A 22,840-nucleotide genomic window follows, 5' to 3' on the forward strand; every position below is an offset into this window, starting at 1 on the left:
ACAAATTGCATGCTGGTGCCGGTGCAATATCGCCGGATCATGGCGCTCGACGATTTCGGCGATTTCGACCTGTCGAGTTTCGTCGTCAAATATTGCACCTCGGCGCCCTTCCCTGCGGCGCTGAAGGCCGATGTCCTGCAACGCTGGCCTGGCGGGCTGGTCGAAATTTACGGGATGACCGAGGGCGGCGCGGCGTTCATCCTCGAAGCGCATCAATTCCCCGACAAGCTTCACACCGTCGGCAGGCCCGCGCCGGGGCATATCGCGAAAGTGATCGACGAGGAGGGCAACGAACTGCCGCAGGGGTCGGTTGGCGAGGTCGTCGGCCGTAGCCCCGCGATGATGACGGGGTACAACAACCGTCCCGACGCCACCAAGGCGATGCACTGGTACGATGCGGAAGGAAATCTCTTCTATCGCCACGGCGACATCGGGCGGATCGACGAAGACGGGTTCCTAACGCTTATGGACCGCGCGAAGGACATGATCATTTCTGGCGGCTTCAACATCTTTCCGAGCGACCTCGAGGCCATATTGATCGCCGACGATCGCGTCGTTGAAGCCGCCGTTGTCGGAATGCCTAGCGAAGAGTGGGGCGAGACGCCGGTGGCGTTCGTCGTACTGAAGCCCGGCGTCGATGCGGAACGCGTCCGCACCGACTGCAACGCCAAGGTCGGCAAGACCCAGCGCCTGAGCGCGATCAGGGTGGTAAACGAACTGCCGCGCAGCCCGATCGGCAAGGTGCTGAAGCGCGAATTGCGGGATGCCTATGCCGCGTGATGCCGATTGCATCTGAAAGCTGGCCCGTTTGCGCCCGCGTGGTCTGCGCCGGGCAATCGGACGGTCGCCCACCTTAGACAGATTTGCCCTTTTCCCCGAGATGAGTTCCCGTTCGGGCAAAATGTCGGGAAACGACCGGAAGTGGACATTGTTTCTTCGTCATCCCGGACTTGATCCGGGATCCATCGCGGCGTCGAGGTCATGGACCCCGGATCAAGTCCGGGGTGACGAGGGGGCGGAACCGACGTCCACTTCCTACCCCAACTCCGACACAGGAACTGCCAACCTCAATAGCCCAGCGTCGCCTCGAGGAACCAGATGCGCTGCTGCGTTTCATCGGCCCAGCCGTCAACCAACCCGCTTGTCGCAATATCGCCATCGGCTTCGGCGGCCGCCTTCACCTCTTTCAGCTGGCCGAGCAGGGTCTTGTTGTCGCCCGCCAGGTTACGGATCATCGCCTCTGCATCTGTTCCCGCAGCATCATCATCGCGGATCGAAGCGCGGCGGCTGACGTCGCCGATCGAACGCAGCGTTGCCGCGCCATTCTTGCGCACGCGTTCGGCGATCAGGTCGGTGGTCGCGAAAATCTGCGCGGCCTGCTCGTCAAACAATAGGTGCAGCTCGCGAAACCGCGGTCCCTGGACGTGCCAATGGTAATTTTTCGTCTTGAGGTAAAGCGCGAAACTATCGGCGAGCAGCGCGTTCAGCGCGTCGGCGACGGCAGGGGCGTTGTTGTTTTTCTCGGACATGGGAGCATCCTTTCTGTTGCACCGCCCATATAGCGGTACCGCGCGATGCTTTCCCATTGAAGCTTTGGGTAAGCTTCATCGATAAAAACGATGAAACGCTTGGTCATATGCCTTTCAGCCGATTAATCCAAAGGCGCCGAGCCCGGTGCGGATCCCCCATATCGCGAGAACCAGCGCGCTCAGCCAGCACAGAATGCGCGCCGTGCGCCGTTGGGCAAGCGCCGGACCAAAGGCGAGAAAGGGCAGCATCGCCAGTGTCCAGCCGACCAAGGCGCCCGCCGCGGCCCATTGCCCCGCGCCGCTAGTCGCCGCAAGCGCGCCGATCAGGAAATGGCTCCGGTCGCCGAACTGGCGCGCCAGCAACTGCCCCGCGAGCAGGAAGGGCGGCGCATCGCCGCCGGCGACCGGCCCCGTCTCGGACCTGCCGCGCCACAGCAGCGCGACCGCCGCCGACAGCATCGCGAGCGAGACAAGCAAGGCGGCCACGCCCTGCCCGATCATCCGGTTGGCGATCGCGCCCGCAATCGCCGCGACCAACGCGTTCAAAAGAAAAGCGCCAAACGCGATAGCGACGGTGACGCGCCGGTCGCTGCGCGCGCTTACCAGCCGTGAGAGGAATATTCCGCTGCGCCCGTCGGCATTGGCGAGCAGCACCGCCACCAGCGCAAGCATGATTGCATCCATGACGTCGGATTTGAATGGTCAGGCGGCCGCCGTCAATGGCCGAGCCGGACGGCGACCGACGCCAGCCAGGCTTCCTGCATCGCGGTTGGCAAGGCCCCCCGCGGCGCGCCTGCAGCGTCGCTCATCGCGTCGAGATAGGTCAGGATCGCGGCGCGATAGCCGCCGCCCGCAACCGCCGATTCCAGATGGCTCGCCAAAGTCTCAACCGCGACAAAGCCATTGTCGCGCGCAAGGCAACGGATATCGTCAATCCCCTGCACAAGCTGCGCGAGCGCGCAGTGCGGCAAGGCTTCCGCCAGCGCGCCGATCTGGCCGGTAATCCGGTCCCGTATGTCCTGATATTGTTCGGTTTGGGTTTGCATCGTCCACCCCTGTCCTGACGGTGACGATGCGCCTTTATGGTTAACGGACGGTTAGCGATGACCGAGGCCCGAACCCAGCCCCTGCTTGCTGCGATACATGTCGCGGTCGGCAGCGGCCAATATGTCCGATTCGGTCATCCCGGTCTGCAGCATCGCGATGCCGAAACAGGCGGACAGCGCGATCTCGTGCCCGTCATATTCGGCAGGAGCGGCGCTCAACACCTCGCACAATCGGTCGACCTGCGCGCGCGCGCCAGCCTCGTTCGACTGGTCAAGAATCAGGCCGAATTCGTCGCCGCCGATACGCGCCGCGACATCGGTCGCGCGGATCGAAGCGGCGAGCCGCTTGGCGATTTCCATCAGCGCGAAGTCGCCCGCGGCATGGCCGAAATTGTCGTTGATATATTTGAGCTGGTTGACGTCGATAAAGACGACCGCGGCGCGCTCGGCATGCCGCTCGAAACGCGCCATGCGGTGGTGGATCGCGGTCAGGAAATAGCGGCGATTGAACAGCGGGGTCAGTGTGTCGCGCTCGGACACACGCTCGAGCTCGGCGACGGCAATCTTCAATACGCGGTTCTCGCGGCGCAAGGCGTCGCGTTCGCGGCGTATTTCGCGCAGCTGGTCCTCAATGGAGTCTACGGGAACGGCGCCGAACTGGTCGATCGCGATCCGTGCCCCCCCTACGCTGTCCATTCAACGCCCCCGAATGCGAACCCACGTTCCCCGGCCCCATGCCGGTGGATATTGCCCGGCGACCCTAGCCGCGACTTGATACCAATCGGTAAACGCGCGGACGCATAATTGGCGCCGTTGCCCGCGCGCTGTGCAGTCGCTAGGGGGAAGGCGGCGGCGATTCATCGCTGCCCGCAGGAGGGACGGGTGATGGGCGACAGTGCGCCGCAAGTCGGTGTGATCATGGGCAGCCAGTCGGACTGGCCGACGATGGCGCACGCGGTCCAGATACTCGAAGATTTCGGCATCGCGCACGAGGTCCGGATTGTTTCGGCGCACCGCACCCCCGACCGCCTCGTCGATTATGCCAAAAGCGCAGCCGAGCGCGGTTTGCAGGCGATCATCGCCGGCGCGGGCGGCGCCGCGCACCTGCCCGGCATGGTCGCCGCGATGACGCGCGTTCCGGTGCTCGGCGTGCCCGTCCAGTCGGCGGCGCTGAGCGGCGTCGACAGCCTCTATTCAATTGTCCAGATGCCCGGCGGCATTCCCGTCGCGACCTTTGCGATCGGCAAGGCGGGTGCGACCAACGCCGGGCTTTTCGCCGCGGCGTTGCTCGCGAACAATAGCGCCGATCTGGCACAAAAACTCGGCGACTGGCGCGAGGCGCAGACCGGCAGCGTCGCCCCCACCCCCGTTCGCGAGGGCTGACCATCTTGCTATCTCCCGGTTCGACGATCGGCATCCTCGGCGGCGGCCAGCTTGGTCGGATGCTTGGCCTCGCGGCTGCGCAGCTAGGTTACAAGGTCCATGTCTACGCCCCCGAAGCCGAAAGCGTCGCGGCCGAAGTCACGGCGCATCACACGCAGGCGGCGTGGGACGACGAACCACGCCTCGCCGGCTTTGCCGCGACGTGCGACGTCGTCACCTATGAGTTCGAAAATGTGCCGGTCGACACGGTGCGCTTCCTGTCAGGCCATGTCGCGGTCCGCCCCGGCGTCGCGGGCCTGAAGATCGCGCAGGACCGGCTCGAGGAAAAGACGTTCGTCGCCGGCCTTGGCGGCCGCCCCGCCCCCTTCGCCGCCGTGCCCGACCGCGCCGCGCTCGATGCCGCGCTGGCAGCAATCGGCACCCCCGCGATCCTCAAGACGGTGCGCATGGGCTATGACGGCAAGGGGCAGGCGCGCATCATGACGCCAGCCGACGCTGACGCCGCGTGGGACGGCATCGATCGCCACGTCGCGGTGCTCGAAGGCTTCGTCACGTTCGCGCATGAATTTTCGGTGATCCTCGTGCGCGGCATCGACGGCGAAATCCGCTTCTGGGACAGCCCGGTCAACGTCCATAAGGACGGCATCCTCGCCACCTCCAGCCTACCGCCGCCGCAGATCGTCGCCAACCAGCAGGCCGAAGCGCGCGAACTGATGGCGCGCATCGCCGCCGAACTCGACTATGTCGGGGTGCTGACGGGCGAATTTTTTGCCACCGAAGGCGGACCGGTGTTCAACGAAATGGCGCCGCGTGTCCACAACAGCGGTCACTGGACGATCGAGGGCGCGGTGACGAGCCAGTTCGAGAATCATGTGCGCGCTGTCGCCGGCCTGCCGCTCGGCAGCACAGCTTGCGGGCCCTTGCCCGTCACGATGCGCAACCTGATCGGCGCCGATATCGCCGAGATCCCGGCGCTGCTCGCCGACGAAAATTGCCACGTCCATCATTACAGCAAGACCGAGGTGCGCGAGGGGCGCAAACTCGGGCACGCCACCTGGGTCGGAGCTTCGCCCGTATGAATCGCCCAGAGATTACGCTGATCCTTGCCCGTGCAGCCAATGGCGTGATCGGGGCGGGCGGCAAGATGCCATGGCATCTGCCCGCCGACCTTCGCCGTTTCAAACAGCTCACCATGGGCCGTCCGATGATCATGGGACGCAAGACCTTCGACAGCCTGCCCGCCATCCTCGAAGGCCGCCGCCACATCGTCCTCACCCGCGATCCCGAATGGCAGGACGAGGGCGCCGAGCCGGTGGCGACGATCGAGGAAGCGCTGAAGCTCGCCAACGCACCGCATGTGATGGTGATCGGCGGCGCGGAAATCTACCGCCTCTTCCTGCCGCTCGCCGACCGCATCGAACTGACCGAAGTTGCACTCGAACCCAAGGGCGATGCGATCATCGACTATCCGGCCACGGCAAACTGGCGCGAGACAGCGCGCGAAGACCATCGCGCCGACGAGGCCGGCCGCCCGGCGTACAGCTTCGTCACGCTGGTGAGGAAATAGGCCGATGCGCCGTTGGTTGATCGCCCTCCTGATCCTGGTCGCACTCGCCGCGCTCGCCTTTTTCACGCTCGCGCCGGGGATGATCGAACGCGATCTCAACCGGATCGACGGCAAGCCGCTACCCAAGGTCAGCGCGCGCGCCGAGGCGCTGCACGGGACGCTGACGATCGTCGACCTGCACAGCGATACGTTGCTGTGGAAGCGCAGCATCCTCGATCGCGCGACACGCGGCCATATGGACCTGCCGCGGCTCGAGGATGGCAATGTCGCGCTGCAAGTGCTGGCGAGCACGACCAAGTCGCCGAAAGACCAGAATTACGACGCCAACGGCGCCGACACCGACAATATCACCAGCCTCGTGATCGCCCAGCTCCAGCCGATCCGCACCTGGACCTCGCTGCTCGAACGTTCGCTCTGGCACGCCGAAAAGCTGCACCGCGCGGTCGGCGCTTCGGCGGGCAAGCTGGACGCCGTCGCCGCGCCGGACGATATCGACAAATTGCTCGCCGACCGCCGCGGCAAGGTGCCGCCCGTCGGCGCGATGCTCAGCATCGAGGGGCTACACGTCCTCGAAGGCAAGCTCGCCAACCTCGACAAGCTCTACGCCGCGGGCTTCCGCATGGCGGGGCTCACCCATTTCTTCGACAATGATCTCGCGGGGTCGATGCACGGGCTGAAGAAGGGCGGGCTCACCCCGTTCGGGCGGCAAGTCGTTTCCGAGATGGAGGCAAAGGGCATGATCGTCGATATCGCGCACTGCTCCAGCGCCTGCGTGGCCGACATCCTCAAGATGGCGCGCCGCCCGGTGGTATCGAGCCACGGCGGCGTGCAGGCGACCTGCAAGGTCAACCGCAACCTTTCCGACGCGCAGATCCGGGGCGTCGCCGCGACCGGCGGCCTGATCGGCATCGGCTATTGGGATGCCGCGGTGTGCGAAACATCGCCCGCGAGCATCGCGAAGGCGATGAAGCATGTCCGCGACCTCGTCGGCATCGAGCATGTCGCGCTGGGCAGTGACTATGACGGCGCCACCACCGTGCGTTTCGATACGTCGAAACTGGTGCAGGTGACGCAGGCGCTGATCGACGCAGGCTTCAGCGACGACGAGATTCGCGCCGCGATGGGCGGCAACGCGATCCGTGTACTCAAGGCGGGGCTCGTGCCGCTGACCCCGCCCGCTCCATGATCCGCCTCGACGGCCACAACCGCATCGACGGGCCCCTGCGCGGCGGGGTGATCGCGCTCGGCAATTTCGACGGTTTCCACGCCGGGCACCAGGCGGTCGTGGGCCGCGCGGTGCGCCATGCGACGGACGAGGGGCGCCCCGCGATCGTCGCGACCTTCGACCCGCACCCGGTGCGCTTCTTCAAACCCGACGTCCCGCCCTTTCGGCTGACCACGCTCGATCAACGACAGGAGCTGTTCGCCGCGGCCGGCGCCGACGCGATGCTCGTGCTGCCGTTCGACGCCGCGCTCGCCGCGACGACCGCCGAGGATTTCATCACCGAACTGCTGCTCGGTCGCTATGGCGCCGCCGGCGTCGTCACCGGCGCCGATTTCGTCTTCGGCAAGGGCCGCGGCGGCGATGTCGTTACCCTCGCCGACCACGCCCGCCGCCTCGGCTTCTTCACCGAAATGGTCGCGCCGGTCGACGATGCCGAGGAGGTCATCTCGTCGAGCCGCATCCGCGAGGCGCTGCAGGCGGGCGACTGCGCCGCCGCGACGCGCCTGCTCACGCGCCCCTTCACCGTGCGCAATATCGTCCAGCATGGCGACAAGAACGGCCGCCTGCTGGGTTTCCCCACCGCGAACCTCGAAATGGGGCAGTATCTGCGCCCGCGCTACGGCATCTACGCCGTCACCGGAAAACTTCCCGACGGGCGAATCCTCAAAGGCGCCGCCAATCTCGGCATCCGCCCGAGCTTCGACCCGCCGAAGGAGCTGCTCGAACCGCATTTCTTTGACTTCGCGGGCGACCTCTACGGGCAGGAAGTCGACGTCGCCTTCCACACCTTCATCCGGCCCGAGGCCAAATATGACAGCATGGACGCGCTGATGGCGCAGATCGCGGCGGATTGCGACGAGGCGAAGCGACTGCTGGCAAAGATATAACCCCTCTCCTTGGAGGGAGGGGGAAGGGGTTTTGAGGGGCATCATGACCGACGATGACGACTGGGCCGCGGCCCTTGCGGGCCCGCCACAAAAGCCGATGAAGCGGCGCACGAAAATCCTGCTCTGGATTTTCGCCGCGCTCGTCGCGTGGCTCACCCTGTCGAACGCGAGCTGGCTCGCGCCCGACCCGGTGGGCAAGCCCAAGCTGATCGCGCACCGCGGCGTCCATCACCTCTACGACAAGCGCGCCGCCTTCGGTCGCGACACCTGCACCGCCCGCCATGCCTATACGCCGACGCACGAGGTGTTCGAAAACACCCCCGATTCGATGCGCTGGGCGGTCGGCAACGGTGCCGCAATGGTCGAGGTGGACGTCGCGCCGACGCAGGACGGGCGCATGGTGCTGTTCCACGACTGGACCGTCGATTGCCGCACCGACGGCACGGGCGCGACGCGCGACCTGACACTCGCCCAATTGAAGGCGCTCGACATCGGTTACGGCTATACCGCCGACGGCGGCAAGACTTTCCCGCTGCGTGGCAAGGGCGTGGGCAAGATGCCCACGGTCGAGGAAGGGCTGGCGGCGCTGCCCGTTCACCCCATCCTCTTCAACTTCAAGTCGAAGGACGCTGCCGAAGCCGATCAGTTGTTCGCCATCCTCAAAGCGTCGGGCCGCGACAGCTTGAAGCTCGGCGATGCCTTTTACGGAGCCGAAGGGCCGGTAAAACGGATGCGCGAGCTGATGCCCGACAATTGGTCCTTCGACCTCGGGCACGAGGCGCTGGCCTGCTCGAAAGATTACGTGGCCTGGGGCTGGACCGGCATCGTCCCCGAAAGCTGCCGGAACGGCGTGATCGCGATACCGATCAACTATCAATGGGCCTATTGGGGCTGGCCCGACCGGCTGATCGCGCGCATGGGCAGCGTCGGCGCCAAGGTCATCGTCTTTGGCCCCTATGAAAAGGGCAAGTCGAACGAAGGCCTGACCAGCGCGCAGCAACTCGCGAAAGTGCCCGCCAGCTTCAACGGCTATATCTGGGTCGAGGATATCCGCGAAGTCGGCCCGGCGCTGCGGCCGCGGCAACGCTAATCCCCTCTCCCTCAAAGGGAGAGGGAGAGAGGTTTGCTCCCGCCCGAATCTGCGCTAAGCGCCGCGCACCATGACCGACACGCCCGCACCCGAAGCACGCGATTACCGCGACACCGTCTTCCTGCCCAAGACCGACTTCCCGATGAAGGCCGGCCTGCCGCAGAAGGAGCCACTGATTCTGGCGAAATGGCTCGAGAGCAATCTCGAAGGGCAGATTCGCGAAAGCCGCAAGGGCCGCGACCAGTTCATCCTCCACGACGGCCCGCCCTACGCCAATGGCGACATGCACATCGGCCATGCGCTCAACCATATATTGAAGGACATGGTCGTCCGCACCCAGACGCTGAAGGGCAAGGACGCGCCCTACGTTCCCGGCTGGGACTGCCACGGCCTGCCGATCGAGTGGAAGGTCGAGGAGCAATATCGCAAGAAGAAGCTGAACAAGGACGAGGTTCCGGTCGAGGAATTCCGCGCCGAATGCCGCGCCTATGCGCAGCATTGGGTCGACACCCAGCGCGAGCAGTTGAAGCGCCTCGGCATCGGCGGCGACTGGGACCACCCGTACCTGACGATGGATTATGAGGCCGAAGCCACCATCGTGCGCGAACTGCTGAAGTTCGCCGCAAACGACATGCTCTATCGCGGCGCCAAGCCGGTGATGTGGTCGCCGGTCGAAAAGACCGCGCTCGCCGAGGCCGAGGTCGAATATGAGGATATCGTCTCGACCCAGATCGACGTCGCGTTCGAGATCGTCGAGAGCCCGATCGCCGAACTGGTCGGCGCGCATGCGGTGATCTGGACGACGACGCCGTGGACGATTCCGGTCAATCAAGCTTTGGCTTATGGTCCGGACATCGAATATTGGCTGGTTGAAAGCTTTCACGCGGAAAACCCTGCTATTGGCGAACCCGGATTGTATTTGATCGCCAAGGATCTCGTCAAAGATGCCGTGAGCCGATTCAAGAAGTGCTTCGGTGATTTTGGCGCGTCCTTCTTTTCCGAGCCCAAATTGTCGATCAAAGGCTCCGACCTTGCCGGCACCATCGCCCGCCACCCGATGCACGCACTCGGCGGCTTCTTCGCGCGGCCGCGCCCCTTCCTCGCGGGCGATTTCGTCACCACCGACAGCGGCACCGGGCTCGTCCATATGTCGCCCGACCATGGCGAGGACGACTTCGACCTGTGCAAGGCGAACGGCATCGACCCCGTCTTCGCGGTCGAGGGCGACGGCAAATATCGCGCCGACTGGGGCTGGCTCGGCGGTCAGGGCTCGGTGATCAATCCCAAGTTCAACGCCCCCGACGGCCCGATCTGCACCGACCTGCGCGAATCCGGCGGGCTGCTCGCCGCGAGCGCCGACTACAAGCACAGCTACCCCCACAGTTGGCGCTCGAAGGCGAAGGTCATCTATCGCTGCACCCCGCAATGGTTCGTGCCGATGGACAAGGTGATGACGCATATCGAGCCCAAGGCGCCGCGCGAGCAGCGCTGGGAAAGCGAAGGCGGCGCGATCAACCCGGCCGAGGAAGGCCTCTGCGACGCCCCCACGCTACGGCAGGCCGCGATGCACGCGATCGACCGCACCCGCTTCGTCCCCGAAAAGGGCCGCAACCGCATCGGCAGCATGGTCAAGGACCGCCCCGACTGGGTGCTGTCCCGTCAAAGGGCCTGGGGCGTGCCGATTACCTTGTTCGTCGACCGCAAGACCGGCCAATATCTCAACGACCCGCTCGTCAACGACCGCATCGTCAATGCGGTGAAGGAAGGCGGCGTCGATGCGTGGAGCGATGCGCGCGCGCAGGAATATCTGGGCGACGCGTACAACGCCGCCGATTACGAACGCATCACCGACATTCTCGACGTCTGGTTCGATTCGGGCTGCACCCACGCCTTCGTGCTCGAAAGCGGCAAATGGCCCGCGCTCGTCCGCCAAGACGGCGGCACGCACAGCGCCGACCTCTACCTCGAAGGCAGCGACCAGCATCGCGGCTGGTTCCAGTCGTCGCTGCTCGAAAGCTGCGGCACGCGCGGCCAAGCGCCGTACAAGGCGGTGCTCACGCACGGCTTCACGATGGACAGCAAGGGCTTCAAACAGTCGAAGTCGCTCGGCAACACGACCGATCCGGTCAAGGTGATGGAAACCAACGGCGCCGACATCATCCGCCTGTGGGCGCTGAGCGTCGACTTCACCGAAGACCACCGCATCGGCGACGAAATCCTCAAAGGCGTCGCCGACCAATATCGCAAGCTGCGCAACACCTTCCGCTACCTGCTCGGCGCGCTCGACGGGTTTACGGAAGAGGAGCGTATCAGCGACGTCGCGGCGATGCCCGAGCTCGAGCGTTACATGCTCAGCCTGCTCGCCGACCTTGACGCCAAGATGCACCGGGCGGTCGATGATTTCGACTTCAACGGCTACACGCGCCTGCTCGCCGATTTCTGCAACGAGGACCTCTCGGCCTTCTATTTCGACATCCGCAAGGACGTCCTCTACTGCGACCTCGGCCCCGCCGCGCCGCTCGGCACCGATACGCGCCGCGCCTATCGCAGCGTGCTCGACGTGCTGTTCCACGCGCTCGTCCGCTACGCCGCGCCGGTGCTGGTGTTCACCAGCGAGGAAGTGTGGGGGACGCGCTATCCGGAGGCGGGCAGCGTGCATTTGCTGGAGTGGGCGATTTCCCCCGTCATCGAGGGACGCGACGAGCTGCGCCATCGCTACAATGCAGCAAGGGCGGTTCGTGCTCGCGTAAATGAAGAAATCGAGCCGCTTCGTCGGGACAAGATCATCAAGTCGAGCCTTGAAGCCGAAGTCGGAATCCGGATTGACGATGATAATTTTGCCGTTCTGAGCGGCCTCGACTGGGCGGAATTTCTGATCGTGTCCGTCGCGAGCATCGAAGCTGCCGGTCCGATAGACCCGTCGCTATCGCAGGCCGGAATGTCGATCGCCGTTGACGTCACCCGCACCGAAAACCACAAATGTGGCCGCTGCTGGCGCCACCTCCCCGAGGTCGAGACCGACGGCGCCTTGTGCAATCGCTGCGAGACGGTATTGGACGCGGGATGAGCAGCGCCCGTTCCCCCTATCTGCGCTTCGGCCTGATCTTCGCCGCGGTTGCCTTTATCCTCGACCAGATCACCAAATGGATCGTCACCGTCCCGCTATCGCTCGAGCCCAAGGGGCAGATCGAAATCACCGGCTTCTTCAACCTGACCTGGGCGGAGAATTGCGGCATTTCGCTGTCGATGTTCGCAAGTTGCACCGACACGACGCGCTGGACGCTCGTCGCGGTGACGGGGATCGTCGCCGCCGCGGTCGCCTTCTGGATGACGCGCGAACAGGCGAAGGGCGACGTGATCGCGCTCGCGATGATCCTCGGCGGCGCGCTCGGCAATATCGTCGATCGCGTGCGCTTCGGCTATGTCGTCGACTTCGCCGACCTGCATATCGGCGATTTCCGCCCCTTCATGATCTTCAACGTCGCCGATGCGTGCATCACGCTCGGCGTGCTTTTGCTGGTTGCGCGCGCGTTGCTCTTGGGCGAAAAGGCCGAGAGCGCGGACGCCAAGCCGTCCGCCAAGTAAACGGGGCGCATTGGGAGTATGTTTAAAGTGAACCGGACCACCGCCATCCTGGCTGCCTCGATCGTCGCCACCACCCTGTCGGCCTGCGGGTCGAACAGCCTGTTCAGCCGCGACCGCCCCGACGAGATGATGGTGTCGCGTCAGGCTCCGCTCGTCGTGCCGCCCGACTTTTCGCTGACCCCGCCGGCACCCGGCTCGGTCCGCCCTGGCGGCGAAACGACCGCGGAACAGACGCTGCGCGCGCTGTTCGGCGGCCCCGCCCCGCGCAGCGCCAATGAAACCGCGATCATCAGCAGTGCCGACGGCGAACGCGCCGACCCTGGCATCCGCAGCGAAGTCGGCAGCCCCGGCACGCAGGTCGTCGACAAGGGCCTCGTCGTCCGCGACATCCTCGCCGCTCCCGAAGGCGATGGCCGCGAAGCATCGGCGGCGATCCCGGGCGCCTGAGCCTTCCGATATTTGTGCGAAAACGGCCCGGCGATCCCGGGCCGTTTTGGTTTGGCTCAGATGAAAGCCAGCGAAACGAGCACGAACACCACGAGTCCTTCGACCATCGCGCGCGAGGCGTGGAGCGCGGCGCGCCAGCGCGAAACGCGCAGATGCTGGGCGAACCAGAATATCTGCAACGTCCCGAACCAGAGCAGCGCGAACAGCAGCAGCGCGAAGCCCGCGAGCGTCCACTCGACCGTCTTGAACCGCATCAGGATCGACGACAGGCCGACCATCAGCGCAAAGGGTGCGGTGACATAGCATTGGCTGTAAAAAGGCGGCTTCAGCGGCGTCCGGTCGAGCTTGACGTTGCGCGCGCGCACCAGCCGCGCCGCCATCACCAGCGGGAAAATGCTGAAAAAGGCGACGCGCATCAGGATGAAGGTCGAATCGTCATCGACCAGCGCGCCGAGCCCCGTCTTCGCGAGCACCACGTCGCTCTGCCCGACCAGCGACAGTTCGAGCGCATGGCTGAGCACAAGCGTCAGCATCAGGAACAAGGGCGGCGACAGCGTATCGGTATATTGGCGCTCGGCGGGGTCTGTGAGCTCGGCCTCCGAATAATCCATCATCTTCAGCGGCCGTGTCAGCGCGCGCCACAAGGTGACCGGATAAAAGATCAGCCACGACATCACTTCGTACAGAAGCTCGTCGAGTTGCTGGATGAGTTTCAGGAAGTCCATGCCGTGCCCCCTGCCCCGGCGTGGCGTTCGAGCTAAGCCCGCGCGCCCGCTTCCTCGACGCCCGCGCTGTTGTGGCGCAGCGCCTTCAGCACGGTATCGACGATCTGCGGCGCGTTGAGCCCCGCGGCGTCATATTGCAGCTCGGGCTTGTCCTGATCTTGGAAGACGTCGGGCAGGCGCATCGTGCGCAGCTTCAGTCCGGCGTCGATCAGCCCCTCGTCGCTCGCGAGCGTCAGTATATGCGCGCCCAATCCGCCGATGCTGCCCTCCTCGATCGTCACACATACTTCATGGGCGGCGAGCGTCTTGCGGATCAGTTCCTCGTCGAGCGGCTTGGCGAAGCGCAGGTCGATCACGCTCGTCGACAGCCCACGGGCTTCCAGCGTGTCGGCCGCCTTCAGCGCCTCGGCGAGCCGTGTACCGAGCGACAGGATCGCAACGGTCTTGCCCTGGCGAACGACGCGCCCCTTGCCGATCTCGAGCTTCTGCGGAACCTCGGGCAGCGGCACGCCGGTGCCATTGCCGCGCGGATAACGAAAGGCGATCGGGCCATCGTCATATTCGGCGGCGGTGTATGTCATATGGACGAGCTCGGCCTCGTCGGCCGCGGCCATCACCACCATATTGGGCAGTGTCGCCAGATAGGTGACGTCGAACGACCCCGCGTGCGTCGAGCCGTCGGCGCCGACGAGCCCCGCGCGGTCGATCGCGAAGCGTACCGGCAGATTCTGGATCGCGACGTCGTGCACGACCTGGTCGTAGGCGCGCTGGAGGAAGGTCGAATAGATCGCCGCGAACGGCCGCATTCCCTGCGCCGCCAAACCCGCCGCAAAGGTCACCGCATGCTGTTCGGCGATGCCGACGTCGAAGCTGCGTGTCGGATGCGCCTTGGCGAATTTGTCGACGCCGGTGCCCGAAGGCATCGCCGCGGTGATCGCGACGATGCGCGGATCGGTATCGGCGAGTTTCGCGAGCGTTTCACCAAAAACATTCTGATAGGCGGGCGGTCCCGGCGGCGCCTTCGCCTGTTCGCCGGTGATGACGTCGAATTTCTGGACGCCATGATATTTGTCAGCGGCGGCCTCGGCGGGGGCGTAGCCCTTGCCCTTCATCGTCACCGCGTGGATCAGAACCGGCCCATGTTCGCTGTCGCGCACATTTTCAAGCACGGGAATCAGATGGTCCAGATTATGCCCGTCGATCGGCCCAACATAATAAAAGCCGAGTTCCTCGAACAACGTCCCGCCCATCGCCATGCCGCGCGCGAACTCGTCGGTCTTTTTGGCTGCCTTGTGCAGCGGCTGCGGCAACTTTCGCGCGAAACGCCGCGCGATCTCGCGCAGCTCGACGAACGGCCGCGAGGATACGAGCTTGGCGAGATAGGCGGACAAGCCGCCCACCGGCGGCGCGATCGACATGTCGTTGTCGTTCAAAATTACGATCAGCCGGTTGCCCGCCTGCTGCGCATTGTTCATCGCCTCATAGGCCATGCCCGCCGACATCGACCCGTCGCCGATCACCGCGATCGCGCGCCCGGGCGCGCCGGTCAGCTTGTTCGCGACCGCGAAACCGAGCGCCGCGCTGATCGAGGTCGAGCTGTGCGCGGCACCGAACGGGTCATATTCGCTCTCGCTGCGCTTGGTGAAACCCGACAGTCCCCCGCCGGTGCGCAGCGTCCGGATGCGGTCGCGGCGTCCGGTGATGATCTTGTGCGGATAGCATTGGTGCCCGACGTCCCACACGATCTTGTCACGCGGCGTGTCGAACACATAATGAAGCGCGGTCGTCAGCTCGACAACGCCGAGGCCGGAACCGAGGTGTCCGCCGGTGGTGCCGACGGCCGAGATCATCTCGGCGCGCAGCTCGTCGGCGAACTGGCGGAGGTCTTCGGGCTTCAGCTTGCGGAGGTCGGCGGGGACATCCACCGTGTCGAGCAGCGGCGTATGCGGACGATCGGTCATCGGACGGTCATACTGCCAAGCGCATGGGGTGTCGAACGAAAAGGGTTCAGCCGTCGCTCTCCTTCTCCCCGTCCCGCCCCTCGTCTTCGCGCGCCTTGGCAGCGCCGACCTGGGCATAAAGCCCGCGAACCATCAGGTCAGTGAAGACGAGCATGACCCCGATCATCCCGACCAGAAGCGCGACCGCGGCAACCGGAAACGGTCCGATATCGCCGATTGCGCTGCGCCGCATCAGGACCGCGAGCACGGCCGCGAGCGCCATCAGCACATAGCCGGCGAAACGCGGGACGCGGCTCATGCCGCCGCTCGCGGCGGCGGCGCCGCGCCGACCATGTTCAGGCGGCCGACAGCCCGCGCGCGGCAGCATCGTTCCAACGGCACGGAACCAACAGCGCGGGGACCGGGTATGGCATGGGATTGCTGGTGCATTAGAGGCACGATGATAGGAAAAGCGCCGTTCGGCAAGACGAAGCCTTTGCAATATCAGGGCGATCACCTACACCCCCGGCACGAGGGGGCAAGACCATAGGATGTTTATGTCCAATTTGATGCCGCTCTTCCGAATGACTCTCCCGAAGCGTTCGATTCCCTTTGCCTTCCTGCTAACCGTCGTCGGCGTCTCCGCCGCGCCCGCGGCGGCCGAGGACGCGGCCTTGCCCTACGACCTGCCCGAAGCCGGCGGCTCGGGCCTGCCGGGCGCGCCCGAGGCCCCCTCGGCTGGGTATATGCAGAGCAGCGACATCGACGAAAATATCCTGCTTCCCGGTGCGCGGAGCGACGACGACGACGACGAAAGCCGCAAATGGTCGCGCAACTATATCGCGGTCGCGGGCGGGATACTCAGCGCCCCCGATTACAATGGCTCCGACGACCGCCGCATCCTGCCCGCCTTTTACCTGCGCGGCCGGTACGAGGGCTTTTCCTTTTCGACCCGCGGGACCAATTTCCAGGTCGACCTGATCCGCCATCGCCGCGGGCAAAAGATCGACTGGAAATTCGGTCCCATCGTCAGCCTGCGCGCCGACCGCACCGGCAGCGTCAAGGATCCGCGCGTCGACCTGTTGCCCGACCGCAAGATGGCGGTCGAAATGGGCGTGTTTACCGGCGTCACCAAGACGGGCGTCGTCACCAGCGCTTATGACCAGCTCGGACTGCGCATCGTCGCGCTCAAGGATATTTCGGGCCGGCACGGCAGCTGGACCGCGTCGCCGACGATCGATTACGGCACCCCGCTCTCGAAACGAGCCTTCGTCGGCATTTCGGCGTCGTTCAACGTCTATGGCAAGGGTTTCGGCCGTTATTATTTCGACATCGACCCGCTGGGCAGCGCGGCGAGCGGCCTGCCCGTCTACAGCGGTGCGGGCCAGAAGACGACGATCGGCAAATATACGCTCGGCATGGCGGGCGCCTATGCCTTGTCGGGCGACCTTCGCAAGGGCTTCGTCCTGCTCGGCGGCGCGCAATATGGCCGCATGGGCGATCGTTACGCCGATTCGCCGATCGTAAAGGATGCCGGCAGCGCAGACCAATGGCTGCTCGGCGCAGGCCTGGCGTATCAGTTCTGACGGCTGGCGAGCGGTTGCGGCCGCTAGAGATATGAACCCCGGCGAACGCCGGGGTTCACGAGGGGCCGCTCCCTACTCCATAGCGCCTTTCTCACACCGCTCAAACCAGCCCCGCCATCCGCATCCGGCCCTTCATCGCGGCGATGAACAGGCGCACCGCCGGCAATGCCGCGCGCGAAGGTTCGAAGAGCAGATTGACCGGCAACTGAGGCGGCTGGTCGTCCGGCAGCAACGAAATCAAGCGACCGGCATCGACCGCAGCGCTCAGCTGATAGCTCAGTAGGTTGGCAATCCCGAGCCCTGCCTCGGCCGCCGCCAGGATGCCGTCGACCGTGTTGAGCACCAGCCGGGGGCGCGATTCGACGCGCCAGCGGCCGCTTGCGAATTGCCATTCGCCCGCCGCGCGCGGCCCCATAGCCGCGATCAGATCATGCTCCGAAAGATCGGCGACCGACGTCGGCGCGCCGCGCCGCGCCAGATAGGCCGGGCTCGCGACGAGCATCTGGCGCACCCAACCGATTCGCACCGCCTTCAGGCTTGTTGCGGCGAGCGGCCCGATCCGTACCGCGACGTCGATCCCTTCTTCGACGATGCGGACATTGCGGTCGATCAGCATCATCCGCACCATCAGCTCGCCATGCTGCGCGATCAGGTCGCCAACCACGGGCAGGACGTGCAACCGTCCGAACATGACGGGCGCGGTCAGGTGCAATTGCCCGCGCGGCTCGGCCACCGCGCCGCGCAATTCGCGCTCGGCCCCCGCCAGGTCCGCCAGGATACGCCGCGCCCGGTCGAGGAACGCCGCGCCCGCGTCGGTCAGCGCGACCGCGCGCGTCGAGCGATGAAAAAGCGTGGTGCCGAGCCGCGCTTCGAGTGCTGCGATCCCGCGCGTCACTGCGGGCGGCGAACTGCCGAGCTTACGCGCCGCCGCGGCAAAACCGCCTTCGTTCGCAACCGCGACGAACATTTCGAGCGTGAGCAATCGGTCCATGATTATTCCATTTTTCGGAATTAACTTGTTCGATGTTCCGCCATTATCACCCTCTGTGCAACATACTATCCACCGGGGGCGAACGAAGGCCGCGCCCCTCTCCCAAGGCTTTCGTTCGCTCCCTGAAGGAAAGGTCCGGCACCATGGCCCAGAATTACCGGCACACGCTGTTCGACGATGCGGTGAAGGCCGAGCAGGAGCGCCACGGCTCGCGCGCCGCCTATCTCAAGATGGACGCGAACGCCGACGGGACCCCCGATTTACTGACACAAAAGGAAATCGCCTTCATCGAGGCGCGCGACAGCTTCTATATGGCGAGCGTCAATGCCGAAGGCTGGCCCTACATGCAGCATCGCGGCGGCCCCGCGGGGTTCCTGCGCCATATTAGGGGCAATCGCATCGGTTTCGCCGACTTTCGCGGCAACAAGCAATATATCAGCACCGCCAACGTCAACGGCAACGACCGCGTCTCGCTGTTTCTGATGGATTATCCGAACAAGGATCGGCTGAAGCTCGTCGGCCATGCGGCGACCATCGAGCTCGCCGACGATCCCGCCGCGGTTACCGCGCTGATGCCCGAAGGCTATCGCGCGACCCCCGAGCGCGCCTTTCTCATCGACGTGATCGGCTGGGAATGGAATTGCTCGCAGCACATCACCCCGCGCTTCACCGAGGCCGAAATTTCCGCCGCGATCAGTCCGATGGCGGCCGAACTCAACCAACTGCGCGCCGAGCTGGCTGCCTTGCGCGCCAACCCCGAGGGAGATTGAAGATGATTCGCCTCCACGCATCCGAAATGTCGGGCAATGCGCACAAGGTCCGGATGGCGCTCGCCTTCCTGGGCCTTGAATGGGACGAGCAGGCGACCGACGCCGCCGCGCGCCGGACCGACGCCTTCCTCGCGCTCAATCCAATGGCGCAGATTCCCGTCTATATCGAAGGCGATTTCATCCTGCGCGACAGCCAGGCGATCCTCGCCTATCTCGCCGCGCGGCACCGGCCCGGCGACTGGGACGGGCATACGCCCGAAGAGCGCGGCGCGATCATGGTCTGGCTGTCGCACGCGGCGAACGAGATTTTCAATGGTCCCGCGCTGCTCCGCGCCAAACGGCTTTTCGGCTGGTCGGTCGATACCGAGCGCGCGGCCGCGGTCACCGCGCGCATCCTGCCGGTGGTCGAGGCGCATCTGACGGGTAGCGACTGGCTCGTCGGCGGGCGGCCGACCATCGCCGATTTTGCCGCAAGTCCCTATCTCGCGCTCGCGCCAGACGGGGGGATCGATCTCGCGCAATGGCCCGCGATCCGCGACTGGACCGGCCGGATCGCAGCGCTCCCCGATTTCCCTGCGATGCCGGGCTGGCCGGCCGAAGGAGCTTGACGATGCCCTATGTCAATATCCGCATCACGCGCGAGGGCGCGACGCCCGCGCAAAAGGCCGAGCTGATCGCGGGTGTCACCGACCTGCTCGAGCGCGTGTTGGCCAAGAATCCGGCGACCACCGTCGTCACGATCGACGAGGTCGATTTCGAAAATTGGGGGATCGGCGGGCTGCCCGTTCTCGACTATCGCGCGTTGCAGGCCTCTCAATCGAAAGCGCAAAAGCCATGACTGCGAACAACGCCGCCCCCGCCTTCGCCACGATCATGTTCCTGACCGGGGTCGGCATCCCGATCCTCGCCGCCCTGAACGGCGGGCTCGGCGCGCGGCTCGGCGCGCCGATGGCCGCCTCGATGATCCTCTTCGGCCTTGCCTTCCTGATCGCGGCGACCGGCGCCCTGCTCACCGGATCGGTCGGCCAGGTCCGCTTCTCCCCCGACATCCCCGCCCATTTCTATTTCGGCGGGCTATTCGTCGCCTTCTATGTGATCGCGGTGACCTTCATCGCGCCCAAATTCGGCGTCGGCAACGCGATCTTTTTCGTCCTCGTCGGCCAGCTCGTCAGCGCGGCGACGATCGACCATTTCGGCCTGTTCGGCGCGCTGCGCTCGGCGATCGACCTGAAACGCGTCGCGGGGATCGCGCTGATGATCGCGGGCGTGTATCTCGCACGTCGTAGCTGACCGCTACATGTGCGACGTCACCGCCGGCGGGTTCCACCAATTATTCCCCGCTCCGTCCATATGCGTCACCGGAAGCGCCGCCATCTCCGCAGGAGTCAGGTCGTCGAGGCACGCGATCGACACCGAATAATAGGCGCCGCCGATCTCCTCGACATAGCCGTGGCCGAAGGGGGAGACGCCGCACGTCTTGCAGAAGATGTGATGCGCGCTGTTAGACCCGAACTGATAATCGCCATAGGCGGCTGGATCGGTCAGAAGGCGAAACGCCTCGGGCTTGATCTGAGCGCTCCAGTTCCTTTTCTTAGTGCAGATCGAGCAGTTGCACTTGCCCGTCCCCGCTTCGAGATCGAGGTCGGCTTCGAACTTGACCGCGCCGCAGTGGCACGAACCATGATGGGTCTTGAGCATCGCAAATCCTCCGGTTGCTGGCGCCGTCCTTGGCGCCCTTCACCCGAAGCGATGTAGCCTTCGCCCCTGACACATCATGTCAGGAGGCGTCGTCCCATCCGTTCCGCCGCCACCAGTCGGCCATCAGCACCGCGCGCCGCCGCCCGAACCCCGCGTCGCCGATTCGCGCCGCGGCGATGCGGTCGATGCGAAAGCTGCGGAAATCCTGCCGCAGCAGGCACCAGGCCGCGATGATCTGCTTGTCCTCGAAATAAGCGAGCGCAGCGGGCCAGATCGACCGCTCGGTCGCCGTACCCTTCTCGTCGGCATAGTCGATGTGCAGCACCTTCTCGGCGCGCATCGCCTCGCGCACCGTCGCGAGCAGGGGCGCGTCGGTTTCGCGCCAGCGGCTGTTCACCGGCCACAGCCCCGCCTCGTCGATCCGCCGCTTGAGTTCGTCGGGGCTCGCTGCGGCGATCTTGGCAAGCGCCTGCCCGGCCGCGCGCGACAGCGACCCGTCCTGCCGCCCCTCGACCCAGCGCGCGCCCAGCACCAACGCCTCCAGTTCCTCAGGCGTGAACATCAGCGGTGGCAGGAAGAAGCCGGGGCGCAGCACATAGCCGACCCCTGCCTCGCCCTCGACCGGCGCGCCCAAGGCGATCAGCGTCTGGATGTCGCGATAGAGCGTGCGTACCGACACGCCCTGTTCCTCCGCAAGCGCGTCGGCGGTCACCGGCCGGCGGTGGCGGCGCAGCGTGTCGATGATCGCGAAAAGCCGCGCCGTCTTGTCCGCCATGATGCCCTGTCCCCGCTCAGCGCCGCAAATAGGTCCAACGGCGCGGCTTCGACCCGTCGATCGCCGAGATCGTCGCGGTCAGTGTGTCGCCGTCGCGAACATAGGCGATGCGCTGCGGATAATCATGCGTCGGATTTTCGAAGGTCGCGCGCGTTCCTCCCTGCGCATTGGCCTGCCGCACCAGCCGGAACGCCACCGGCGCGCCGCCTTGCGGCATCGCGATATAGGAAATCGTGCCATCCTCGCCCGCCACGATGCGGATGAACTCATATTCGCGCAATTCCTCACCGCGCCCCGAGCGGCTGTGCCCCAACATCACGCCGCCGCGCGGGGCCGTCCAGCTTTCCTCGGTCCAGCGCCCGTCGGCCTCGCTTACCCAGTCGCCGGTGAGCCAGCCTAGGTCGGCGACGCGCGTCGCCGGACTCGCCGTCACCAGCACCATCGCCAAAACCGCCGCGATCGCCTGCATGAACTTCTCCCTGACGACGCTCTATCACCCGTGGCCGCGCGCCGCCAACCTCTCCGCCGCATCCGCCTCGACACATCGCCGTGCCCCCGATAGGCTGGCGGCGTTGACCGGAACGGGAGCGTGACGATGCAGAAATGGGTCTGGCCGATAACCGCCGCAACGCTGGCGCTGTCCGGGTGCGGCAAGGCCGAGGCCCCCGCTGAGTCCGAAAAATCGGTGCGCGAGGACGGTCCGGCGGCCCAGATCAGCTCCGTCGCCGCCGCCGACCTGCCGCCGGGCGTGCAGGATGCCGTACGCACGCGTATCCCCGGCATGACGATCGCCGAGGCCGAGCGCAAGGAACGCGGCGGCAATATCTTCTACGATGTCGAGGGGACGCGTCCTGACGGCAGCGAAGTTGAACTCGACCTGATCGAAGAGGCTGGCGCCTGGCGCGTCGTCGAGATGCAGCGCGACATTGCCTGGGCCGATGCCCCGGCCCCGGTGCGCGTCGCGGCGGGCACCGCCACCGACGCCTTCACTCCGGCGCGGGTCATCGAGAGCACGCAGGAGGACGGCACCATCGTCTATGAACTCTTTGCTCCCGGCAAGGCCGACGAGCCCGCCGCCGAGGTGAACTGGAAGGACGGCAAGGCGATGCTGCGCACCGAGCGCAACGAATATTGATGGTCGATACGCCCCCCGCCGCCGGCCCGACCGGCCCCGATGCCGGCGCAACCTTCTACCACGGCACGCGCGCCGACCTTGGCGTCGGCGACCTCCTCGCCGCAGGCCGGAACAGCAATTATTCGGCCGACAAGCCGCTCTCGTGGATCTATTTCTCCGCCGCGCTCGAATCGGCGATCTGGGGCTGCGAACTGGCCGCCGGGGACGGGCGCGAGCGCATCTATATCGTCGAACCGACCGGCGACTGGTTCGACGACCCCAACCTCACCGATCAGAAATTCCGCGGCAACCCGACCCGCAGTTACCGCAGCCGCGCACCCTTGCGCATCGTCGGCGAGGTCGAAAGCTGGCCCCCGCACGCGCCCGAGGTGCTGCAGGCGATGAAGGACGGACTCGCGAAGCTGAAGGCCGAAGGGAAGGACGTCATCATCGACTGACCGGTCGGAACCTCGCCCCCGCTC

At 65.5% G+C, this 22,840-nt stretch carries 28 protein-coding genes; 17 read left to right on the forward strand and 11 right to left on the reverse strand.

The features are described from left to right. The coding region (locus tag ATE71_RS17670; RefSeq protein ID WP_152998829.1) for a class I adenylate-forming enzyme family protein at positions 1 to 780 on the forward strand (780 nt) is incomplete at its 5' end. Positions 781 to 1,067: 287 nt separating this feature from the next. On the opposite strand, the gene ATE71_RS17675 is transcribed toward ATE71_RS17670, so the two are convergent. The 4 genes from ATE71_RS17675 to ATE71_RS17690 form a co-directional block, all read right to left on the reverse strand. Beyond that, complete coding sequence (locus tag ATE71_RS17675; protein ID WP_058804662.1) at positions 1,068 to 1,529, reverse strand: Dps family protein; 462 nt, start codon at positions 1,527 to 1,529, stop codon at positions 1,068 to 1,070. Between the two features lie 114 nt (positions 1,530 to 1,643). Next, positions 1,644 to 2,213 (reverse strand): TMEM165/GDT1 family protein, encoded by a 570-nt coding sequence (locus ATE71_RS17680; RefSeq protein ID WP_058804663.1) that lies wholly within the window; start codon positions 2,211 to 2,213, stop codon positions 1,644 to 1,646. 32 nt (positions 2,214 to 2,245) lie between these two features. After that, on the reverse strand, positions 2,246 to 2,575 hold the full coding sequence (locus ATE71_RS17685) for a hypothetical protein (protein WP_058804664.1): 330 nt from the start codon (positions 2,573 to 2,575) through the stop codon (positions 2,246 to 2,248). A gap of 51 nt (positions 2,576 to 2,626) precedes the next feature. Beyond that, a complete protein-coding gene (locus tag ATE71_RS17690) occupies positions 2,627 to 3,271 on the reverse strand; it encodes a GGDEF domain-containing protein (protein WP_058804665.1) in 645 nt (214 codons plus the stop codon). A gap of 189 nt (positions 3,272 to 3,460) precedes the next feature. Here ATE71_RS17690 and purE point away from each other — a divergent pair, with 189 nt between their 5' ends. The 9 genes from purE to ATE71_RS17735 all read left to right on the forward strand — a co-directional run bounded on the left by purE (position 3,461) and on the right by ATE71_RS17735 (position 12,759). Continuing rightward, complete coding sequence (gene purE, locus ATE71_RS17695) at positions 3,461 to 3,958, forward strand: 5-(carboxyamino)imidazole ribonucleotide mutase (RefSeq protein ID WP_058804666.1); 498 nt, start codon at positions 3,461 to 3,463, stop codon at positions 3,956 to 3,958. A 5-nt stretch (positions 3,959 to 3,963) separates the two neighbouring features. Further along, complete coding sequence (locus tag ATE71_RS17700; protein WP_082665288.1) at positions 3,964 to 5,037, forward strand: 5-(carboxyamino)imidazole ribonucleotide synthase; 1,074 nt, start codon at positions 3,964 to 3,966, stop codon at positions 5,035 to 5,037. Then, positions 5,034 to 5,525 carry a dihydrofolate reductase gene (locus ATE71_RS17705; RefSeq protein WP_058804667.1) on the forward strand — a complete coding sequence of 164 codons (492 nt, stop codon included), beginning with the start codon at positions 5,034 to 5,036 and terminating at the stop codon, positions 5,523 to 5,525. Before ATE71_RS17700 ends, ATE71_RS17705 begins: the two co-directional genes overlap by 4 nt. A 4-nt stretch (positions 5,526 to 5,529) precedes the next feature. After that, positions 5,530 to 6,711 (forward strand): dipeptidase, encoded by a 1,182-nt coding sequence (locus ATE71_RS17710; RefSeq protein ID WP_058804668.1) that lies wholly within the window; start codon positions 5,530 to 5,532, stop codon positions 6,709 to 6,711. Continuing rightward, entirely contained in the window at positions 6,708 to 7,637 is a 930-nt protein-coding gene (locus tag ATE71_RS17715; RefSeq protein ID WP_058804669.1) for a bifunctional riboflavin kinase/FAD synthetase, read from the forward strand. The genes ATE71_RS17710 and ATE71_RS17715 overlap by 4 nt, the downstream gene beginning before the upstream one ends. Before the next feature lie 43 nt (positions 7,638 to 7,680). Next, entirely contained in the window at positions 7,681 to 8,727 is a 1,047-nt protein-coding gene (locus ATE71_RS17720; RefSeq protein WP_058804670.1) for a glycerophosphodiester phosphodiesterase family protein, read from the forward strand. A gap of 70 nt (positions 8,728 to 8,797) precedes the next feature. Then, positions 8,798 to 11,794, forward strand: coding sequence for an isoleucine--tRNA ligase (gene ileS, locus ATE71_RS17725; RefSeq protein WP_058804671.1), 2,997 nt, complete (start codon positions 8,798 to 8,800; stop codon positions 11,792 to 11,794). Continuing rightward, positions 11,791 to 12,312, forward strand: a complete 522-nt coding sequence (lspA, locus tag ATE71_RS17730) for a signal peptidase II (protein WP_058804672.1) — start codon at positions 11,791 to 11,793, stop codon at positions 12,310 to 12,312. Before ileS ends, lspA begins: the two co-directional genes overlap by 4 nt. 27 nt (positions 12,313 to 12,339) lie before the next feature. Beyond that, positions 12,340 to 12,759: a DUF3035 domain-containing protein gene (locus ATE71_RS17735; protein ID WP_058804718.1), complete on the forward strand. Its 420-nt coding sequence runs from the start codon at positions 12,340 to 12,342 to the stop codon at positions 12,757 to 12,759. Positions 12,760 to 12,815: 56 nt separating this feature from the next. Here the strand turns inward: ATE71_RS17735 and ATE71_RS17740 are convergent, their stop codons facing one another. Genes ATE71_RS17740 through ATE71_RS17750 form a run of 3 tightly spaced genes read right to left on the reverse strand, consistent with a single transcriptional unit; the run spans position 12,816 to position 15,743 of the window. Further along, positions 12,816 to 13,484 carry a hypothetical protein gene (locus ATE71_RS17740; RefSeq protein WP_058804673.1) on the reverse strand — a complete coding sequence of 223 codons (669 nt, stop codon included), beginning with the start codon at positions 13,482 to 13,484 and terminating at the stop codon, positions 12,816 to 12,818. 32 nt (positions 13,485 to 13,516) lie between these two features. Further along, positions 13,517 to 15,445, reverse strand: a complete 1,929-nt coding sequence (gene dxs, locus ATE71_RS17745; protein WP_058804674.1) for a 1-deoxy-D-xylulose-5-phosphate synthase — start codon at positions 15,443 to 15,445, stop codon at positions 13,517 to 13,519. A gap of 46 nt (positions 15,446 to 15,491) precedes the next feature. Further along, the gene (locus tag ATE71_RS17750) at positions 15,492 to 15,743 is read right to left on the reverse strand and encodes a hypothetical protein (RefSeq protein WP_152998830.1); all 252 of its coding nucleotides are present in this window, start codon (positions 15,741 to 15,743) and stop codon (positions 15,492 to 15,494) included. Between the two features lie 265 nt (positions 15,744 to 16,008). Between ATE71_RS17750 and ATE71_RS17755 the strand changes: the two genes are divergently transcribed. Beyond that, the gene (locus tag ATE71_RS17755; RefSeq protein ID WP_058804676.1) at positions 16,009 to 17,010 is read left to right on the forward strand and encodes a MipA/OmpV family protein; all 1,002 of its coding nucleotides are present in this window, start codon (positions 16,009 to 16,011) and stop codon (positions 17,008 to 17,010) included. A 100-nt stretch (positions 17,011 to 17,110) separates the two neighbouring features. Here ATE71_RS17755 and ATE71_RS17760 read toward each other — a convergent pair whose 3' ends face one another. Continuing rightward, entirely contained in the window at positions 17,111 to 18,001 is an 891-nt protein-coding gene (locus ATE71_RS17760) for a LysR family transcriptional regulator (protein WP_058804677.1), read from the reverse strand. 143 nt (positions 18,002 to 18,144) lie between these two features. Here ATE71_RS17760 and ATE71_RS17765 point away from each other — a divergent pair, with 143 nt between their 5' ends. The 4 genes from ATE71_RS17765 to ATE71_RS17780 are packed head-to-tail and all read left to right on the forward strand — an operon-like array spanning position 18,145 to position 20,061. Continuing rightward, positions 18,145 to 18,771, forward strand: coding sequence for a pyridoxamine 5'-phosphate oxidase family protein (locus ATE71_RS17765; RefSeq protein ID WP_058804678.1), 627 nt, complete (start codon positions 18,145 to 18,147; stop codon positions 18,769 to 18,771). Between the two features lie 2 nt (positions 18,772 to 18,773). After that, complete coding sequence (locus ATE71_RS17770) at positions 18,774 to 19,379, forward strand: glutathione S-transferase family protein (protein WP_058804679.1); 606 nt, start codon at positions 18,774 to 18,776, stop codon at positions 19,377 to 19,379. Between the two features lie 2 nt (positions 19,380 to 19,381). Beyond that, the gene (locus ATE71_RS17775) at positions 19,382 to 19,609 is read left to right on the forward strand and encodes a tautomerase family protein (RefSeq protein ID WP_058804719.1); all 228 of its coding nucleotides are present in this window, start codon (positions 19,382 to 19,384) and stop codon (positions 19,607 to 19,609) included. Then, positions 19,606 to 20,061 carry a DMT family transporter gene (locus ATE71_RS17780; RefSeq protein ID WP_058804680.1) on the forward strand — a complete coding sequence of 152 codons (456 nt, stop codon included), beginning with the start codon at positions 19,606 to 19,608 and terminating at the stop codon, positions 20,059 to 20,061. The genes ATE71_RS17775 and ATE71_RS17780 overlap by 4 nt, the downstream gene beginning before the upstream one ends. Positions 20,062 to 20,064: 3 nt before the next feature. On the opposite strand, the gene ATE71_RS17785 is transcribed toward ATE71_RS17780, so the two are convergent. From ATE71_RS17785 to ATE71_RS17795, 3 genes are all read right to left on the reverse strand, one after another. Continuing rightward, positions 20,065 to 20,469: a GFA family protein gene (locus ATE71_RS17785; protein WP_058804681.1), complete on the reverse strand. Its 405-nt coding sequence runs from the start codon at positions 20,467 to 20,469 to the stop codon at positions 20,065 to 20,067. Between the two features lie 79 nt (positions 20,470 to 20,548). After that, entirely contained in the window at positions 20,549 to 21,244 is a 696-nt protein-coding gene (locus ATE71_RS17790) for a helix-turn-helix transcriptional regulator (protein WP_058804682.1), read from the reverse strand. 16 nt (positions 21,245 to 21,260) lie between these two features. Next, the gene (locus tag ATE71_RS17795) at positions 21,261 to 21,713 is read right to left on the reverse strand and encodes a DUF6265 family protein (protein WP_058804683.1); all 453 of its coding nucleotides are present in this window, start codon (positions 21,711 to 21,713) and stop codon (positions 21,261 to 21,263) included. 126 nt (positions 21,714 to 21,839) lie between these two features. Here ATE71_RS17795 and ATE71_RS17800 point away from each other — a divergent pair, with 126 nt between their 5' ends. Further along, positions 21,840 to 22,379, forward strand: a complete 540-nt coding sequence (locus ATE71_RS17800; protein WP_201022980.1) for a hypothetical protein — start codon at positions 21,840 to 21,842, stop codon at positions 22,377 to 22,379. Next, positions 22,379 to 22,816 carry an NAD(+)--rifampin ADP-ribosyltransferase gene (arr, locus tag ATE71_RS17805; protein ID WP_058804684.1) on the forward strand — a complete coding sequence of 146 codons (438 nt, stop codon included), beginning with the start codon at positions 22,379 to 22,381 and terminating at the stop codon, positions 22,814 to 22,816. Before ATE71_RS17800 ends, arr begins: the two co-directional genes overlap by 1 nt. Positions 22,817 to 22,840 lie beyond the last annotated feature (24 nt).

The sequence above is a fragment of the Sphingopyxis sp. H115 genome (assembly GCF_001468465.1).
GTDB lineage: Bacteria > Pseudomonadota > Alphaproteobacteria > Sphingomonadales > Sphingomonadaceae > Sphingopyxis.